General features: G+C 67.8%; 14 protein-coding genes. 10 read left to right on the top strand and 4 right to left on the bottom strand.

Going from position 1 to position 17,888, the window contains the following annotated elements; translation table 11 throughout:
* The first annotated feature begins 333 nt into the window (after positions 1–333).
* On the top strand, positions 334–2,469 hold the full coding sequence (gene metG / locus AB4Y34_RS34660) for a methionine--tRNA ligase (RefSeq protein ID WP_368718594.1): 2,136 nt from the start codon (positions 334–336) through the stop codon (positions 2,467–2,469).
* Between the two features lie 96 nt (positions 2,470–2,565).
* On the opposite strand, the gene AB4Y34_RS34665 is transcribed toward metG, so the two are convergent.
* On the bottom strand, positions 2,566–6,906 hold the full coding sequence (locus AB4Y34_RS34665; protein WP_368718595.1) for a translocation/assembly module TamB domain-containing protein: 4,341 nt from the start codon (positions 6,904–6,906) through the stop codon (positions 2,566–2,568).
* Positions 6,907–6,950: 44 nt separating this feature from the next.
* Entirely contained in the window at positions 6,951–8,798 is a 1,848-nt protein-coding gene (locus tag AB4Y34_RS34670) for an autotransporter assembly complex family protein (protein ID WP_368718596.1), read from the bottom strand.
* Between the two features lie 267 nt (positions 8,799–9,065).
* Between AB4Y34_RS34670 and AB4Y34_RS34675 the strand changes: the two genes are divergently transcribed.
* The 4 genes from AB4Y34_RS34675 (at position 9,066) to panD (ending at position 11,770) form a co-directional block, all read left to right on the top strand.
* Entirely contained in the window at positions 9,066–9,251 is a 186-nt protein-coding gene (locus tag AB4Y34_RS34675; RefSeq protein ID WP_013088716.1) for a DUF3460 family protein, read from the top strand.
* 20 nt (positions 9,252–9,271) lie between these two features.
* Positions 9,272–10,207 (top strand): ScpA family protein, encoded by a 936-nt coding sequence (locus AB4Y34_RS34680; protein ID WP_217910343.1) that lies wholly within the window; start codon positions 9,272–9,274, stop codon positions 10,205–10,207.
* Positions 10,208–10,489: 282 nt separating this feature from the next.
* Positions 10,490–11,323: a pantoate--beta-alanine ligase gene (gene panC / locus AB4Y34_RS34685; protein ID WP_176367052.1), complete on the top strand. Its 834-nt coding sequence runs from the start codon at positions 10,490–10,492 to the stop codon at positions 11,321–11,323.
* A gap of 60 nt (positions 11,324–11,383) precedes the next feature.
* Positions 11,384–11,770 carry an aspartate 1-decarboxylase gene (gene panD, locus AB4Y34_RS34690; protein WP_018431692.1) on the top strand — a complete coding sequence of 129 codons (387 nt, stop codon included), beginning with the start codon at positions 11,384–11,386 and terminating at the stop codon, positions 11,768–11,770.
* A gap of 46 nt (positions 11,771–11,816) precedes the next feature.
* On the opposite strand, the gene AB4Y34_RS34695 is transcribed toward panD, so the two are convergent.
* A complete protein-coding gene (locus tag AB4Y34_RS34695) occupies positions 11,817–12,455 on the bottom strand; it encodes a ParA family protein (protein WP_176367012.1) in 639 nt (212 codons plus the stop codon).
* Between the two features lie 244 nt (positions 12,456–12,699).
* Between AB4Y34_RS34695 and AB4Y34_RS34700 the strand changes: the two genes are divergently transcribed.
* Positions 12,700–13,119: a PaaI family thioesterase gene (locus tag AB4Y34_RS34700; protein WP_176379917.1), complete on the top strand. Its 420-nt coding sequence runs from the start codon at positions 12,700–12,702 to the stop codon at positions 13,117–13,119.
* Between the two features lie 57 nt (positions 13,120–13,176).
* On the opposite strand, the gene AB4Y34_RS34705 is transcribed toward AB4Y34_RS34700, so the two are convergent.
* Positions 13,177–14,703: a cobyric acid synthase gene (locus AB4Y34_RS34705; protein ID WP_368718597.1), complete on the bottom strand. Its 1,527-nt coding sequence runs from the start codon at positions 14,701–14,703 to the stop codon at positions 13,177–13,179.
* A gap of 89 nt (positions 14,704–14,792) precedes the next feature.
* Between AB4Y34_RS34705 and cobU the strand changes: the two genes are divergently transcribed.
* The 4 genes from cobU to AB4Y34_RS34725 form a co-directional block, all read left to right on the top strand.
* Positions 14,793–15,347, top strand: a complete 555-nt coding sequence (gene cobU, locus AB4Y34_RS34710) for a bifunctional adenosylcobinamide kinase/adenosylcobinamide-phosphate guanylyltransferase (protein ID WP_176379919.1) — start codon at positions 14,793–14,795, stop codon at positions 15,345–15,347.
* The gene (gene cbiB, locus AB4Y34_RS34715) at positions 15,347–16,288 is read left to right on the top strand and encodes an adenosylcobinamide-phosphate synthase CbiB (protein WP_176379920.1); all 942 of its coding nucleotides are present in this window, start codon (positions 15,347–15,349) and stop codon (positions 16,286–16,288) included. The genes cobU and cbiB overlap by 1 nt, the downstream gene beginning before the upstream one ends.
* 33 nt (positions 16,289–16,321) lie before the next feature.
* A complete protein-coding gene (cobD, locus tag AB4Y34_RS34720; protein WP_368718598.1) occupies positions 16,322–17,398 on the top strand; it encodes a threonine-phosphate decarboxylase CobD in 1,077 nt (358 codons plus the stop codon).
* A gap of 54 nt (positions 17,399–17,452) precedes the next feature.
* Positions 17,453–17,888 (top strand): helical backbone metal receptor (locus AB4Y34_RS34725; RefSeq protein ID WP_368718599.1); only part of this gene is annotated, 436 nt, incomplete at its 3' end.

Here is a 17,888-nt window from a genome sequence, read left to right on the forward strand (position 1 = left end):
GGTCGGAACGAGCCGCCGGACCGGTTTGTCCGCAAATCGAAAAAAATTTCGAACTCTACGGAAAATCCGCGGTCTCTCTTTACGGTACGTGACTGGCGAAGCCGTCACGTCACCATTCTCCTCTTGTCGTTGTTGCTCCGGGGTTTATCGACCCCGGTTTTTTTTTGCCCGCGCGGTTTTGCATCTCGCTCGCGGGCGTCGCCCCGGTTGTCCCTCACCGCGGCGCCGATCCCCTTCCGCTCCGCTCGTCCAGCCCGCCGCGTCCCGGCCCGCGTGCGGCGTGCGCCCTGCTAAAATCATCGTTTCGTCCCACCGCAGGCACCCCCGATCCTTATGTCAGCACCCGCCACCGACCTCCCAGCAGGCACGCCGTCCGGCCGCCGTCAGATTCTCGTCACGTCGGCCCTTCCGTATGCGAACGGGCAGATTCATATCGGCCATCTGGTCGAATATATCCAGACGGACATCTGGGTCCGGGCGCTGCGAATGCACGGCCACGAGGTCTACTACGTCGGCGCCGACGACACGCACGGCACGCCAGTCATGCTGCGCGCGGAAAAAGAAGGACTGACGCCGAAACAGCTGATCGATCGCGTGTGGCTGGAGCACAAGCGCGACTTTGACAGCTTCGGCATTTCGTTCGACAACTATTACTCGACCGATTTCGACGAAAACCGCGTGCTCAGCGAAAACGTCTACCTCGCGCTGAAGGAAGCGGGGCTGATCGACGCGCGCGAGATCGAACAGGCATACGACCCCGTCAAGGAAATGTTCCTGCCGGACCGCTTCATCAAGGGCGAATGCCCGAAATGCGGCGCCAAAGACCAATACGGCGACAGCTGCGAAGTCTGCGGCTCGACCTACCAGCCCACCGAGCTCGTCAATCCGTACTCGGTCGTCTCGGGCGCGACGCCGATCCGCAAGACCTCGACGCACTACTTCTTCCGCCTGTCCGATCCGCGCTGCGAGAACTTCCTGCGCGCATGGGTCGGCGGCCTTGCGCAGCCGGAAGCCACCAACAAGATGCGTGAATGGCTCGGCGACGCCGGCGAAGCCAAGCTCGCCGACTGGGACATCTCGCGCGATGCGCCGTACTTCGGCTTCGAGATTCCGGGCGCACCCGGCAAATATTTCTACGTGTGGCTGGACGCACCGGTCGGTTACTACGCGAGCTTCAAGAACCTCGCCGAAAAGCGCGGCCTCGATTTCGACGCGTGGGTCCGCCAGGGCTCGACGGCCGAGCAGTACCACTTCATCGGCAAGGACATCCTGTATTTCCATACACTGTTCTGGCCCGCGATGCTCGAATTCTCGGGCCATCGCACGCCGACCAACGTGTTCGCGCACGGCTTTCTGACCGTGGACGGCGCGAAGATGTCCAAGTCGCGCGGCACCTTCATCACCGCGCAAAGCGTGATCGACACCGGCCTGAATCCGGAATGGCTGCGCTACTATTTCGCGGCCAAGCTGAACAGCACGATGGAAGACCTCGACCTGAATCTGGACGACTTCCAGGCGCGCGTGAACAGCGATCTGGTCGGCAAGTACGTGAACATCGCGAGCCGCGCGGCCGGCTTCCTGATCAAGCGTTTCGACGGCCGCGTGCAGGACAGCGCGATGCACCATCCGCTGCTCGGCACGCTGCGCGCGGCGCTGCCGCAGATCGCCGCGCACTACGAGGCACGCGAGTACAGCCGCGCGCTGCGTCAAACCATGGAGCTCGCCGACGCGGTCAACGCGTACGTGGATACCGCGAAGCCGTGGGATCAGGCGAAAGACCCGGCCAACGCGGTCGCGCTGCACGAGACCTGCAGCGTCAGCATCGAGGCGTTCCGCCTGCTGTCGCTCGCGCTGAAGCCGGTGCTGCCGAAGCTCGCCGAAGCGGTCGAGGCGTTCCTCGGCATCGAGCCGCTCGTGTGGGCCGACGCCACCGTGCCGCTCAGCTCGGCGCGCCCGATCAACGCGTACAAGCATCTGATGACGCGAGTCGATCCGAAGCAGATCGAGGCGCTGCTCGCGGCCAATCGCGAGTCGCTGCAGGCCACGCCGGAAGCGGCGGCGGCCGACGCGAAGGCGAAGGCGAAGGCCCACGCCAAGGCCGCCGCCGCCGCGAAGGAAGAAGAGTCCGGCGTCATCTCCATCGACGACTTCGCGAAAGTCGATCTGCGTATCGCGAAGATCGTCGACTGCAAGGCGGTGGAAGGCTCGGACAAGCTGTTGCAACTGACGCTCGACGTCGGCGAAGAGAAGACCCGCAACGTGTTCTCGGGCATCAAGTCCGCGTATCAGCCCGAGCAGCTGATCGGCAAGCTGACCGTGATGGTCGCGAACCTCGCGCCGCGCAAGATGAAGTTCGGCATGTCCGAAGGCATGGTGCTGGCGGCCTCGGCCGCGGACGAGAAGACCGAACCGGGCCTCTACGTGCTCGAGCCGCATAGCGGCGCGAAGCCCGGCATGCGCGTGAAGTAACGCGCGGCGCTTCGGGCGCCCCGACCCGCCTCGCAGCACGCAGATATGACGAGAACGGCACGCTTCCAGGCGTGCCGTTTTTTTATGCTGCCCTCATCACCACGCGATCCGATCGAAGCGCCGCGTGTACAGCACGTCGGCGCCATAGAACGTGCCGCCGTAGACGACCAGCGACCAGTACCGCGTCAGATTGATCGTCGCCTTGATCGCATTGCTGGCCGACTGCAGCCCCTGCTCGTAGCCGATCACGAGCCACTCGTTGATCGCCTTCGACACCATCACGACTTGCGGATCGGTCAGACCGACATCGCTGCGGCCGATCGAAAACTCGTCGAGCCCGACGGTCTGCGCGATCCGCGCGCCCGTCGCACTGCCGAGCAGCGCGAGCGCGGTCGTCATCGTGCTCTGCTGGCCGAGGTTGTTGCCCTGGTCGGTGCCGTGGCCGAACAGCAGCCACGACAGCTTTTCGTTGTCCGGCACGCTCGGTTCCGACACGAGCCGCGCGACCGGCGCCTGCAGCGTGCCGGTAACCTGCACGCCGGCCTCGACCTGCTGGTTGCGGCGCATCGCGAGGATGTTGATGCCCGGATTCGTGACCGGACCGTTGAACGTGAAGAAGCCGTTCTCGATCGTGAGCTTGCGGCCGAATGCGGTGTAGGTCGAACCCGGCGTGACGCGCACGTTGCCGACCGCGCGCAGCGGCGTATTCGGCGCGCTCGTCGCGGTGATCGTACCGGCGAGGCCGAGATCGGCGCCCTTGCCGCGGAAGCGGAAGTCGTTGCCGAGGCCGATCTCGATGTTCGCGCGTGGCGCGAACGGGCTCGCCGGCGGCTGACCGCCTTCGGTCGGACGCGGCCGGCCGCCCGCGCGCGTGCCGTCCGGGCGGATGATCACGACGTCGTCGCCGAGGCTCGGCGCGGCCTGCTCGGGCAAATCGAACAGCGCGCGGTCGACCACGAACTTGCCGTCGATCACAGGGCCGCGCTCCACGCCGCCGTTCGAGATGTTCGCGCTGCCCGACAGCGACAGATGGCGGTCCGGCGACGCGAACACATCGAGCTTGTCCGCGACGATGCTCGCGGTCATGTCGGGCTCCGCGCTGTCGAGGCGCACGCGGCCGGTCGCGCGCAGCGAGCCGCTCGCGCCGTGGAACTCGACCTGCTGGAAGTCCACCGTGTTCTGCGACAGCGCGATGCGCACGACGCCGTCCTTCAGTTGCACGCCCTGGCTCACGACCGTCGCGGACAGACCGTCGCCGGTCAGGGAGCCGGTCACGTTCGGCTTCGCGACCGTGCCGCCGAGCGCGAGTTGCAGCGCGAGACGGCCGTCGAGCAGGTAGCTCGGGCCGAGCAGGCCGCCCGTCGTGCGCAGCGACGGCACGTTCGCGTTGACGTTGCCCGACAGCGCGCTTTGCGGATCGACGGTCAACATGCCGTCGCGCAGCACGAGCGGCGTGTGCGCGTCGGCATCGATCACGCCGATGCGGCTCGCCTGCGCATGCACCGTCGCGTTGAGCCGGTTGCCGCCGGTGAATTCGGCGCGCGCGCGAATCGCGCCAATGCCCATCGACGCGAGCCCGCGGCCGATTTCGACCGTCACGTCGCCGCTGCGCCGGCGCAGCTCGATGTGGCCGCTGGCCGTCGCGCCGAGCGAGAAGTCCCAGTCGCCGTCGAACACGAGGTCGGTGCGCACGGCGGCCGGCTCGCCGGTGATCTGGCGACGCAGCTCCTGCAAGTGCGCGAGCGACACATCGGTCAGGCTGCCAGTCGACTGGATGCGGCCGTGATCGAACGCGAACGACTTCAGGGCCAGCACCGAGCCTTCAATCGTCAGGCGCGTCGCGCCGAGCGTCAGATGGCCCGGCCCGGCACTGACCGCGAGCGGTGATTCGAGATTGAGCGCCGGCGTACCGCGATTCTGCAGACGCGTGACGGTGCCGTCCCAGCGCGAGCCGTCGCGCGTGTCGGTCAGCTTGCCGTTGGCGGCGAGCGTCAGGTCAAGCGGACGGTCCTGCAGCTTGCCGGTCGCGGCGGCTTCGAGCGTGTGATTCGCGCGCGTGCCGGACAGGCGGGCGGTCAGCGTAGCGAGGTCCACGCCGCCCGCGCTCACATTGCGCGCGTCGGTCGTGAACGCGAGCGCGCCGTTCGCGCCGTCGCGCAACTCGGCATGGCCTTGTGCGTGGCCGACGCGGTTGCTCGCGAATACGACGCTGTCGGCCTTGTAATTCAGCGTCACGTTCGGATGCGCGAACGAGCCGGTCACGTCGCCGTCAGCGGCGACCGCACCCGCGAGGCCGAAGCCGAGCCGATCGAGCTGCGGCGCGTCGATGGCGAAGCGCAGCCGGTCGCCGGCCGCGCCGAAGCTGCCTTGCAGATTGACCTGATTGCCCGCTACGGAAAGATTCGCGCGGCTCGGCAGGATTCGCGAGCCGGCCAACTGGATCATGCCGCCGCCCGTCAGCGGCAGATCGTTGTAGACGCTCGGGCCGAGCGTGAATTCGGCGCGCGTCGTGAAGACCGGCGCGAGCACACCGGCCGCGGTGATCGTGGCGGTTACGCGCGCCTCGATCCTGCGCGCGGGTGTGGCCGGGCGCGGGGCCGCGCGCCCGGCTGCGCGATGCGCGGGCGCGGGCGTCCTGCGCTCGAGCACTTCAGTCTGCACCGCCGCCTGCGCGGTGTTCTTCGCGATGGCCGCGGCCTGATCGCCGGGCGCCGCGCTCTTCGCGCCAGCGGTGCTGCCCGCGAGCGCCGCGGCCTGCGCTTGCCGCTCGCTCCGCGCGCCGCTCGCGGCGGGCGCGCCGGAACTCGTGACGGGCGTGCGCGCCGGCATCTGCGAGGTCAGCGACAGCGGATCGAAATCGGTCAGTTGCGCCTTCAGGTTGTAGGTCGAGTTCGCATCGTGCTTCAGCGCGCCCGATAGATCGATGCGGCCGCGGCCCGACGTGACGCGCACGTCGTTGAAGCTGATGCGTGCGGGGTCGAACGTGATCTTGCCCTGCGCGCGCAGCGCGGCGGCGGGGTCGGCGAGATCGAGCGTCAGGCTCTGGATGTCGTCGTTCAGGCGGATGCCGATCGGGCCGGACAGTTGCGTCGGCCGCACGGTCGCCTGCAGCGCGTTCAGGTCTAGCCGCGCGACGTTCAGATCGAGCTGGCCGTGCCGGCCGCTCAGCGTGCCGCCGCCGGTGAGCGTCGCGTTGCGCACGAGCCGCACGTTCAGGTTGGCGATGCTCTGCGTGTGGGCGTCGAGCCGCACGTCGGCGTTCGCGTCGATCAGCGGCAGCAGTTTCTGGTCGATTGCGCCGGGTTTCGCGTTGACGATCGAGATATGGCCGGCGACGGCGAAACCCGCCGCCGGTTCGACCGGCGCGTGATGGCCGCCGAACACGTGGTGCGGATGGCTGGCGGCGGACGGTTCGGCCGCGCTGGCCGCGCTCGCTGCGTGGGCTGTGCTGGCCGCGCCGGACTCCACCGGCTGCAACTCCGCGCGCACCGCCAGATCGGCCAACGGCGCACCGGGCGCGAAGGTCTGCGGATTCACATGATCGAAGCTCAGCGTCGCGCGCTGCAACGGCACCACGGCAAACGGCGCCGCTTCGACCCGCGCGTGGCCGGCGAGCTTCATGCCGCTCGCATCGAGCTCGGCGACCAGTTGCTCGAGCGTGCCGCTCAGGTGACCTGCGACCTGCACCGCTTCATCGTTGACCTTGCCCGCATAACCGACTTCGCCCGTGAGCGGAAACGGCTGCACGCCATCGAGTTTTGCCGCTGCCGTCAGCGCCCCGAACGGCGTCTCGAGCCGGTCGATCGCGGCCTCGTGATGACGCCCGTCGCTGCGTCCATGAAACGCGAAGCTCGACAGCTCCGTCGTCGACGCGCCCTGGTGCAGCAGCAGCCGCTCGACCCGCACGTCGCGGATCTCCAGCTGCATCGGCAATTGCAGATCTTGCGGCAGTTTCATCGGCTCGTTGCTGCTCGGCGACGACGGGCCCACGCGCGCCTCGATCGTGCCGACGTGCAGGTAATCGATCGTGAACCGCCACGGCTCGCGCGCGAGCGCCCAGCTGCCCGCGACGCGGTCGATCTGGATGTCGGTGCCGTTGCCGTCGAGGCTGCGCCAGCGCACGTCGCGCAGTTGCACGCCCTGCGCGAGCGTGCCGCCGTCGAGCGTGCCGGCGAGCCGGCCGCCCAGCAGCTTCACGGCCGCGTGCCACGCATACGCGGTGCCACGTTCGGTCGTCAGCGCGCCGTACAACAGGCCGACCGCGAGTACGGCGAGCAGCACCAGCATGATCACCGTGCCCGCGATCGCCTTCAGCAGCAGCCGGCCCCAGCGCCGCTTCGGCGGCGGCGTGTCGGGCGGCAGCTGCCCGTCCGGCGGTCCTGGCGGCGTGGCGCCGGGCGGCTGCGCGTTGGGCGGGTCGGTGACGTCGGTGGTCATGCGTGAATACGATGGCAAATAAGGTGGCGGGTTGTCGTCAAACGTCAGAACGCGATGCCGAGCGTGATATACGGCCGCACCCGGTTGTCGCGGATTCCGTAAGCGACATCGAGATTGACCGGGCCGACCGGGCTGCGCCAGCGCGCGCCGACGCCGGCGCCCGGATAGAAAATTTTCTCGCCCCAGGTGTCGGTGGCGGTGCCGATGTCGAAGAACACGGCCGCGCCCCAGTTGCGCGAGAACCAGTGCTGGTATTCGGCCGCGCTCGTCACCAGGTATTTGGTCGGCAGGACCGAGCCGGCGACGTTGTTACCGATGCTCTGGAAGCCGTAGCCGCGCACCGAGTTCGAACCGCCCGCGCGGAACAGCAGCGACGCCGGAATGCCGCTCGAGCTGCCGCTCGTGAAGACGCCGCCGAGTTCGGCGCGGATCAGCACGATGTCGTTGTCGCCAATCGGGAAATACTGCTGGCCGCGCGCGTAGCCGCGGATGAACGACTGGTCGGCGAGCACTCCCTTGACCGCGAAGCCCGCCTCGACGTGGATCAGGTTGCCACGGCGCGGGAACAGCGGGTCATCGGTGTCGCGCCGCGTCCACGACCACCCCGGCACCAGCGCGTGCGCGCGGGTCGGCGGCGCGGCGTTCTGGTCGAGCTTATCGTCGTAGAACAGCAGCGAATAGCTGTAGTCGAGGAACTGCGACGTGCGCGAGCGCTGCACGCCGCCGCGGATGCTGTAGATGCGCGTGTCGGAGACGTCGGTGGTCGTGTACGACGCGAGCACGCTATTGGTCCAGCCGTGCAGGCCCGGCGGCATCGATAGCTGGACCTGGCCGTACTGCTGCGTCTGGTCGGCGCGGCCCTCGACGGTGAACGGCCACGCCGCGCCGAACGTGTTCAGGTACGTGTAGCCGCCCTGCACGAGCGGACCGTTGTCGGTCGAATAGCCTACGCCGCCGCGGAAGCTGTGATACGGAAACTCCGACACCTTCACGTGCACCGGCGTGTCGAGCGGCTTGCTGGGGTCGTTGTCGAGGTCAATCGCCACGCTCGCGAAGTACGGGGTGTTCTGCAGTTGCCGCTGCAGCTCGGCGACGGTGCGCGTGTCGTAGATGTCGCCCGGCGAGATCGGATTGACGTTATGGACGATGCGTTCCGGATAGCGCCTGGTGCCCTGCACGTCGAGCTGGCCCATCGTGAAGGTCGGCCCGCTGTCGTAGATCACCGACAGCTTCGCGGTGTGCGTGCGCGGATCGATCAGCGCCTCGGAGTGGTAGATCTTCGCGGCGAGGTAGCGGCGCGATTGCAGCTCGCGCAGCGACGCGTTCTTCGCGTCGTCCCAGTCGCCCTGCGAGAACGGCTGGCCCTCGTGCAGCGAGAACGCGAAGCGCGTCGCATTTTCGCGCGACGGGTCTTCGGTCAGCACCGCGCCGCGAAACGACAGATCGACCGACGTGACTTTGGTCTGTGGGCCCGGCTCGACGCGCACGGTGACCTGGCGCAGGTTGTCGACTGTGCGCACGTCGGTGCTGACGAGCGGGGAGAAATAGCCCTGCGTCGCGGCGAGATCGCGCACCTGCTGCGGCGTCGCGGTGATGAGGAACGAGAACTGGTCGTCGGTGACGTCGGGGCGCTTCGCGAAACGCGAGATATCGAGGTTCTGTTCGAGCAGCCGGCGCAGCGCGCGCGGCTCGGCGACCACCTCGACCTTGTAGCTCGGCGCCTTGCTCGCCGCGTAGGCCTCGCCCCCGGCGAGCAGCATCATCAGGAGGCCGAAGGTGAGCGACACGCGCAGCCAGCACCGCGCGAGCGCCTCGCGCTCACGCGCGCGCCCTCGCGTCTGACCGGTTGCGCCGCGCCACACACGCGGCTTGTCGATCGTACCTCCCGCCAAACAGGACCTCCGGCCTCAATGAGTGAATTCTCGTGTCCCGGCCGCGCTGCGCGATCGAGGCATGCTATTTGACCACAATGCGACCCCAATCGGCCCGTATCGTGCCCCAGGCGGCGCCCCGCGCTTCATCTCGAAAATAGACGGCTTGCGGCGATTTTCGACCGCGCGCGGCGCATGCGGTAAAATCGCTGACAACGGCGCCCCCTCGCGGCACCGCGCAGCGGCCAGCCCGAGAGCCGCCACCTTACCCACCACGGACGTCGAGCCATGTATCAATCGGACATCACCCAGTTCCTGAACCAGCTCAAGCAACAGAAGCCCAATCTGGAGGCCGAGCAACGCAAAGGCCGCGCACTGCTGTGGGACAAACAGCCGATCGATCTGGAAGAGCGCGCCGAGCAGAAAGCTTCGCGCGTGCAGCAGACGCCCTACTCGTACTACCAGAACTTCTAAGCGCTCCAGTCACGCCGACGATGAGTCACGCTGACGAGGTGCATGGTCCGCTTCACGGCCCAGTTCACGGCCCGATACACGGCCCGATACACGGCCCGGTTCGCGGCCCAGCGCCGGCACCGTCCGACACCGCGCTTGCCACGCCTGCTACGGATTCGACGCCCGACACGGTCGACGGCGTCGCTTTCGCGCGTCTGTACGGCGAGCCGCTGTTCAAGCTGCCGAACGACCTGTACATCCCGCCGGACGCGCTCGAGGTGTTCCTCGAGACCTTCGAGGGGCCGCTCGACCTGCTGCTGTACCTGATCCGCAAGCAGAACTTCAACGTGCTCGACATCCCGATGGCGGATGTCACGGAGCAATATCTCGGCTACGTCGAGCAACTGCGCAAGACCAATCTCGAACTCGCGTCCGAGTATCTGCTGATGGCCGCGATGCTGATCGAGATCAAGTCGCGCATGCTGCTGCCGGTCAAGAAGGCCGACACCGGCGAGGAAGCCGAAGACCCACGCGCCGAACTGGTGCGCCGCCTGCTCGAATACGAGCAAATCAAGCTCGCCGCGCAACGCATCGACCAATTGCCGCAGCTCGGGCGCGATTTCCTGCGAGCCGAGGTCTATATCGAGCAGAGCGTCACGCCGCGTTTTCCAGACGTGAACAGCGACGACCTGCGCGCCGCGTGGGCCGACGTGATCAAGCGCGCGAAGCTGGTCCAGCATCACAAGATTTCGCGTGAGGAACTGTCGGTGCGCGAGCACATGAGCCTGATCCTGCGGCAGTTGCAGAACGCGCGCTTCATCGAGTTTTCCGATCTGTTCGACACGAGCCGCGGTGTGCCGGTGGTCGTGGTGAACTTCATCGCCGTGCTCGAGCTGTGCCGTGAATCACTCGTCGAAATCACGCAGGCGGAGCCGTTCGCCCCGATTTACGTGCGACTGGCGTATCTGCCGGCCTGAGTGCGGAAAGACAGCCGCTTAGCGGCCGGATCGCGGCCGCAACCGCGGGAAAATCGTTAGGAACCGTCGCAGCGAAGCCTGGCGCGCCTCAGCGGGAACTCCGCGGCAAGCGCGCGGCGCGCCGCTCGAAAGTGCCGCCGCGATTCGGTGCGCCCGCTGCCCAAATCCACTACAATCCGCGCTCCGAACCCGTCATTTGCCGGCGAGGCGATGACCCGCGCGATTCCGCCAGGTGTCGCGCCAACCGGATCGCGCGCCGCGCGAGCCTATCCCTGTCCGATCATGAAAGTCATCAGCTCGATCCATGAATTGCGCGACCAGTTGCGCGGCCAGAATCGCACGGCCTTTGTGCCGACGATGGGCAACCTCCACGAGGGCCATCTGTCGCTGATGCGCCTCGCGCGCCAGCACGGCGACCCGGTCGTGGCGAGCATTTTCGTCAATCGCCTGCAATTCGGCCCGAACGAGGATTTCGACAAATATCCGCGCACGCTCGAAGCCGACATCGAAAAGCTGCAGAAGGAAGGCGTCTACGTGCTGTTCGCGCCGACCGAAAAGGACATGTATCCGGAGCCGCAGGAGTATCGCGTCCATCCGCCGCACGATCTCGGCGACATCCTCGAGGGTGAATTCCGCCCCGGCTTCTTCCACGGCGTCTGTACCGTGGTGATGAAGCTGATGTCGTGCGTACAGCCGCGCGTCGCGGTGTTCGGCAAGAAGGATTATCAGCAGCTGATGATCGTGCGCCAGATGTGCCACCAATTCGCGCTGCCGACCGACATCGTCGCCGCCGAAACCGTGCGCGACACCGACGGCCTCGCGCTCAGCTCGCGCAACCGCTACCTTTCGGCCGCCGAGCGCGCCGAGGCGCCGATGCTGGCCGCCGAACTCAATCGGGTGCGCAACGCGGTGCTCGCGGGCGAGCGCGACTTCGCGAAGCTCGAGGAGTCGGCCAAAGCGACGCTCGCGGCGCGCGGCTGGAATCCCGATTACATCGCGATCCGCAAGCGCTCGAACCTGATCGCGCCCGGCGCGCAGGACGCCAACGCACCGCTCGTCGTGCTGGCCGCCGCGAAACTCGGCGCGACCCGGCTCATCGACAACCTCGAAATCTGACGCCGCACCCGCCCGCGCAAACGCAGTTACACTGCGCTGTCACACAGGATTGGATTGATCATGCAACGCAATATGCTGAAGTCGAAGATTCACCGCGTCGCGGTCACGCACTGCGAGCTCCACTACGAGGGCTCGTGCGCGATCGACGAAGACCTGCTGGAAGCGGCGAACATCGTCGAAAACGAGCGCATCGACATCTGGAACATCAACAACGGCGAGCGCTTCTCGACCTACGCAATCAAGGGTGAGCGCGGCAGCGGCATGATTTCGCTGAACGGCTCGGCCGCGCGCCGCGCGCAGCTCGGCGATCTGGTCATCATCGCGGCGTTCGCGGTGGTCGACGAGGCCGAGCTGAAGGCGGGCTGGAAGCCGGACCTCGTGTTCGTCGATGAAAACAACAAGATCAAGGGCAGCCGCGACCACGTGCCGACGCAGGCCTGGAGCTGAGCGAGGCATCAGCTCGATCTTCACTGATGGCGGGCAGCCCCCTGCCTCAGCCCTTCTTTCCCGCGCCGTTCGTCCACTCGACGATCGGCTGCCACTGCTCGAGATCCTTCTCCACGCGACTTTTCGCGACATCCCACAGCGTCAGGCCGTGCGCCGCGAGCTGCACGTAGTTCTGCGTGTCGCGCAGAAAGCCGAGCACCGGCAGCTTCAATCCCTCGACGAAGCGATGCAGCTGCTCGGCCGAGCGCGTGCGTGCATCGACGCGCATGCCGACCACGCCGATCTCGATCGCGCCCTTCCTGACCGCCTTTTCCTTCGCGAGCCGCTCGAGAAATTCCTGGGTCGCGAGAATATCGAACAGCGACGGCTGGAGCGGCACGATCACCTTGTCGGCGAGATCGAGCGCAATGTTCATGCGATTGCCATGCAGGCCGGCCGGCGTGTCGACGACCGCGTGCTCGAGGCCTTTCGGCGGCTTGGCCGGCGTGTCGGGATTGACCTCCCAGGTTTCGATAGTCGGCAGCGTGGAGGGCCGCAATTCGAGCCACGCATGCGCGGAGTGCTGCTTGTCGAGGTCGGCCAGCGCGACCCATTCGCCCTCCGCGGCGAAATAGCCGGCCAGATTGGTCGATAGCGTGCTCTTGCCCACGCCGCCCTTCGGATTCGCCACCACGATCACCGACATGAAATCTCCCGGAAAGAAGGCTGGACCGCTGCCAGCCGGTTTGCCGCGCTATTGCTCCGTACCCGCCGATTCGCTGTGACCGGCGCCGGCGGGCTCTATGAACGCTGCCGTTCGAAGTTCGGCTTCCAGGTACGCCCACCGGTTCAGCCGTTGATAATATCGACAAATCCCGCGCGGCCGAAACCCCCGCATCGCGAATCGGCCGCGCAAACCGCCGTTTTTATCGACAAGGACCTGAAATCTCATGAGCAAACTGCGCCCGGAATACACCGTCGAACGCCTGCAGGAGCGCCAGAAGGGCACGCTGCCGGACCTGCTGGGCCTGCGCGTGCTGACCGTGGACCAGGGCACGCTGATCGCCGAACTGACCGTGCGCGAGGAACTGCTCGCGCCGAACGGCTTCCTGCACGCGGCCACCGTGATCGGCCTCGCCGACACCGCCTGCGGCTACGCGTGCATCGCGCATCTGCCCGAAAATTCGCGCAATTTCACGACGGTCGAGCTGAAGAGCAACTTCCTCGGCACCGCCACGCAGGGCACCATCCGCGCGGTCGCGAAGAGTGTGCACCTTGGGCGCAGCACGCAGGTCTGGGACGCGACGGTCACTGATCCCGATGGTAAGACCATCGCCCTGTTTCGTTGCACGCAGATGGTGTTGTACTAAGCGACCCGCCCGCGCAGCAATGGCTTTCGATCCGATCGAAAAGGTCGGTGCAAAGCGTCACCCCAGCGCCGCAAACAGCCCGCGCATATCGACGTGCTCGGCGAGCGTATCGGCCAGCCGCTCCAGCGACGCCTCGCGCAAAGCCGGATAGTCCACCGCTTCGGCGTCGCTCAACCCCGCCCACGCGAGCAGCGCCGCGCACGCGGCCGGCGTGTCGAACAGGCCATGCACATAGGTCGCGAGAATCTGGCCGTCGGCGGACAACGCGCCATCGGGACGCCCGAAGTCCGCGCCGCCCTCGCGCGGACCAGCACGGTCGAGCCGCAGCGCCGGCGTATCCAATGCCGGCCCGCGCGTCTCCCCCATATGAATCTCGTAGCCGGCGACGTCCGGTGCGCCGGGCAGCGCGAGGCGCCCGCTCACGTTCTTCAGCGTCTTGTCGCGCGTGAGCACCGTCGCATAGTCGAGCCAGCCGAAGCCCGCAAAGGTGCCGGGCGCGCCTTCGACGCCATGCGGATCGGCGATCTCTCGTCCCAGCATCTGCATGCCGCCGCAAATGCCGATCACCCGGCCGCCATAGCGCAGATGCCGCGCGAGCACGTCGCCCCAGCCCTGCGCGCGCAGAAACGCGAGGTCGTCCGGCACGTTCTTCGAGCCCGGCAGGATGATCAGATCGGCGGCCGGTGGCGGCGTACCCGCGCGCACATAGTGAAAATCGATCTGCGGATGCGCGCGCAACGCGTCGAAATCGGTGTGATTGCTGATGTGCGGCAGCCCCGGCACGACCACCCGCAGCAGACGGCGCGAGTCCCCGCTCGCCGCCGCGCGCAGCTCGGGCGGCAGCATGTCCTCGGCGTCGAGCGTCAGGCCGTGCAGATACGGCACGACCCCGAGCACCGGCTTGCCGGTCTTCGCTTCCAGCCAGTCGAGCCCGGGCTTCAGCAAACCGATGTCACCGCGAAAGCGGTTGATGATGAAACCGCGCACCCGCGCCTGCTCGCTGTCGGACAGACAGGCGAGCGTGCCGGTCAGGTGCGCGAATACGCCGCCGCGGTCGATGTCGGCGACCAGCACGACCGGGCAATCGACCGCCTCCGCGAAACCCATGTTCGCGATGTCGCGCTCGCGCAGATTGATCTCGGCCGGACTGCCCGCGCCTTCGACGAAAATCGTGTCGTACGCCGCGCGCAGCCGCGCATACGACTCCAGCACCGCCTCGAACGCGACCGGCTTGTAGTCGTGATACGCGCGCGCGTCGAGATTGATGCGCGCCTTGCCGTGAATGATCACCTGCGCGCCGCGATCGCTGGTCGGCTTCAGCAGCACCGGGTTCAGATCGGTGTGCGCGTCGATGCCCGCGGCGAGCGCCTGCAATGCCTGTGCGCGGCCGATCTCGCCGCCGTCGACGGTGACCGCGCTGTTCAGCGCCATGTTCTGCGGCTTGAACGGCGCGACCCGCGCGCCCGCGCGCCGCGCGAGGCGGCACAGTCCCGCGACCAGCGTGCTCTTGCCCGCGTCGGACGTGGTGCCCTGGATCATCAGCGTGCCGCGAGGCACGGGCAGGGAGTCGGGGGAAATGGGCATTCGGATCACGGCGGTGCAGGTGGAAGGTGGATAGTGGCGTTGCAATGGAATCGAGCGGCATTATCCCATCGCGCCGGTACAATCAGGGCATGACTCCCCGCGACCTCACCTTCGTCCTCGGCGGCGCCCGCTCGGGCAAGAGCGCGCATGCCGAGCGGCTCGCCAGCGACAGCGCCCTCCCCGTCACCTACATCGCCACCGCCCGCGTCACCGACGACGCCGAATTCAACGCGCGCATCGCGCATCATCGCGCGCGGCGGCCCGCGCATTGGGGGCTCGTCGAAGCGGACGACGATCTCGCGGGCGCGCTCGCGCAACACGACGCGCCGGGCCAGTGTCTGCTGATCGATTGCCTGACGCTGTGGCTCGCCAACTTGCTGTGTCCCGCCGACGGCGCCGCGCCGCCGCTGTCGCACTACTACGAGCAGGCCTCCGCGTTCGAGGCGGCGCTCGCCGGCGCGCGCGGCAAGATCATCGTCGTCAGCAACGAGATCGGGCTCGGCGTCGTGCCGCTTGGCGAAGCCACCCGCCTTTACGTCGACGAACTCGGCCGCCTCAATCAGCGCATCGCCGCACTGAGCAGCGCAGCCACGCTGATGGTCGCGGGACTGCCGCTCGCGCTGAAAAGCGCGAGCCGCTCGTAATGCCGCCGCTGACGATGCCGCTGGTCGCGACGCTCGCGGTCGCGGGCGTCGCCGTCGATCGCTGGTTCGGCGAGCCGAGCCGCCGGCATCCGCTGGTCGGCTTCGGCAACTGGGCCGCGCGCATCGAGGCGCGCTTCAATCACGACCGGCGTCTGCGGCTCAAGGGGCTGCTCGCGTGGGCGCTCGCGGTGCTGCCGCCGGTGCTGATCGCGTGGTGGCTGGTCGCCGTGCTGCCGTTGTTCGCGGCCTGCGCGCTGCATGTCGCGCTGCTGTGGTTCGCGCTCGGCGCGCGCAGCCTGCGCGATCACATCGCGCCGATCTCGCGGGCGCTCGGCCAGCACGATCTCGCCACCGCACGGGAGCTGACCGCGCGGATCGTGTCGCGCGACACCAGTCAGTCCGACGAGGCCGCGCTCGCGCGCGCCGCGGTCGAATCGGCGCTCGAAAACGGCAACGACGCGATCTTCGGCGCGCTGTTCTGGTTCGCGCTCGCGGGGGGGCCTGGCGCGCTCGGCTTTCGCCTCGCCAATACGCTCGACGCGATGTGGGGTTATCGCACGCCGCGCTTTCTGCGCTTCGGCTGGGCCGCCGCGCGCATCGACGACGTGCTGAACTGGATTCCCGCGCGGCTGACCGCCACCAGCTACGCGCTGCTCGGCGACACGCTGACCGCATGGCGCTGCTGGCGCGAGCAGGCGCCACGCTGGGACAGCCCGAACGCGGGACCGGTGATGGCGTCCGGCGCCGGCAGCCTGAACGTGCTGATCGGCGGGCCGGCCGTGTATCACGGCACGCTCGAGCATCGGCCGACGCTGGGCTTCGGGCATCGCGCCGAGGCGCGTCATGTGGGCGCCGCGTTGATGCTGGTCGAACGCACGGTGATTCTGTGGCTGGCCGTATTGATCGTGCTGGCCTTGTTGAGCGTGCCGTTTCATGGCTGAGCGAAACGACACGCGTAGCGATGGGATGAGCGCATGACCGACCGGACACAAGCGCGCGAGCACGCCGCAGGCGATCCGATCGCACACGGCGGCAACCTGCACGAAGCGGCGGCGCGCTACGGCATTCCGTACGCACAGTGGCTCGATCTGTCCACCGGCATCAATCCGCACGGCTATCCGGTGCCGCCGTTGCCCGCCGACGCGTGGCGTCGTTTGCCCGACGAAGGCGACGGCTTCGCCGAGCGGGCCGCGCGCTACTACGGCGCACCCGATGCCGCGCATGTGCTGCCGGTGGCCGGCAGCCAGGCGGCGATTCGCGCGCTGCCCGCGCTGCTGCCGCGCGCGACGCTCGGCATCGCGCCGCTGACCTACGGCGAGTACGGGCCCGCGTTCGCGCGCGCCGGACACGAGGTCGCGCCGCTCGACGTGCATCGCGACACGCTGCCCGCCGCGCTCACGCATGTCGTGATCGTCAATCCCAACAATCCGACGGCCACGCATCTCGATGCCGCCAGGCTGCTGTACTGGCATGCGCAGCTGCGCGAACGCGGCGGCACGCTGCTGGTCGACGAGGCGTTCGCCGATACGCTGCCGGCCGCGCGCGTCGCGTCGCTGGCGGCGCATACGCAGCGGGACGGGCTCGTCGTGTTGCGCTCGCCCGGCAAGTTCTTCGGGCTCGCGGGTGTGCGCGCCGGCTTCGTACTGGGCGCGCCCGCCTTGCTCGCCGCGTTGCGCGACAGATTGGGCGCGTGGACGGTCAGCGGTCCCGCGCGTCATGCGGTGAGCGCCGCGTTCGCCGATGCCGCGTGGCAAACGCGGATGCGTGAGCGGCTGATCGGCGAAAGCGCACGGCTTGCCGGGCTGTTGCACGCGCACGGTTTCGCGACTCGCGGCACGCCGCTTTTCGCATGGACCGACGATGCGCGCGCCGCCGCATTGCATGAAGCGCTCGCGCGGCGCGGCGTGTGGACGCGTCTTTTTCCGCCATCGCCCCAGGTGCCATCGGCCAGCGTGCGCTTCGGGCTGCCGGGCGATGAAGCCGAATGGACCCGCTTCGAACAACTGCTTCAACAGGCGGTTGATTCGATCGATACCGCGCGCTCGGGTTAGCGTACCGTCCTTCGCACTCCAGCCGTTCAACGCTTCGTGATCCGCCCTCGCCCGATGACCCGCTTCACTCGCTCCGCTCGCTGTGCCACGCCCGCGCGCCACTTCATCCCTTGGTTCAGCGCCGCAGCGCTCGTTCTAACTGCGCTGAGCGCGCACGCCGCGATCACCGTCACCGACGACAGCGGCGCGACCGTCACGCTCGCCGCGCCCGCGCAGCGCGTGATCAGCCTCGCCCCGCACGTGACCGAGTTGCTGTACGCCGCGGGCGGCGGCCCGAAGATGGTCGGCGCGGTGTCGTACAGCGACTATCCGCCCGAAGCGAAACAACTGCCACGCGTCGGCGACAACAAGGCGCTCGACCTCGAACGCATCGTCGCGCTGAATCCGGATCTGATCGTCGTGTGGCGGCATGGCAATGCGCAGCGTCAGCTCGAGCGCTTGCGCGAGCTGCACGTGCCGCTCTTTTTCAGCGAGCCGCGCCGTCTCGACG

Source organism: Paraburkholderia sp. BR10954 (genome assembly GCF_040965775.1).
In the GTDB taxonomy this organism is placed as follows: Bacteria; Pseudomonadota; Gammaproteobacteria; order Burkholderiales; family Burkholderiaceae; genus Paraburkholderia; species Paraburkholderia youngii.

Coding starts and splice junctions, on each gene's coding strand:
- AB4Y34_RS34675 (WP_013088716.1), top strand. CDS start 9,066: ATGTATCAATCGGACATCACCCAGTTCCTGAACCAGCTCAAGCAACAG.
- AB4Y34_RS34680 (WP_217910343.1), top strand. CDS start 9,272: ATGAGTCACGCTGACGAGGTGCATGGTCCGCTTCACGGCCCAGTTCAC.
- AB4Y34_RS34695 (WP_176367012.1), bottom strand. CDS start 12,455: ATGTCGGTGATCGTGGTGGCGAATCCGAAGGGCGGCGTGGGCAAGAGC.
- AB4Y34_RS34665 (WP_368718595.1), bottom strand. CDS start 6,906: ATGACCACCGACGTCACCGACCCGCCCAACGCGCAGCCGCCCGGCGCC.
- cobD (WP_368718598.1), top strand. CDS start 16,322: ATGACCGACCGGACACAAGCGCGCGAGCACGCCGCAGGCGATCCGATC.
- panD (WP_018431692.1), top strand. CDS start 11,384: ATGCAACGCAATATGCTGAAGTCGAAGATTCACCGCGTCGCGGTCACG.
- AB4Y34_RS34700 (WP_176379917.1), top strand. CDS start 12,700: ATGAGCAAACTGCGCCCGGAATACACCGTCGAACGCCTGCAGGAGCGC.
- metG (WP_368718594.1), top strand. CDS start 334: ATGTCAGCACCCGCCACCGACCTCCCAGCAGGCACGCCGTCCGGCCGC.
- AB4Y34_RS34705 (WP_368718597.1), bottom strand. CDS start 14,703: ATGCCCATTTCCCCCGACTCCCTGCCCGTGCCTCGCGGCACGCTGATG.
- cbiB (WP_176379920.1), top strand. CDS start 15,347: ATGCCGCCGCTGACGATGCCGCTGGTCGCGACGCTCGCGGTCGCGGGC.
- panC (WP_176367052.1), top strand. CDS start 10,490: ATGAAAGTCATCAGCTCGATCCATGAATTGCGCGACCAGTTGCGCGGC.
- cobU (WP_176379919.1), top strand. CDS start 14,793: ATGACTCCCCGCGACCTCACCTTCGTCCTCGGCGGCGCCCGCTCGGGC.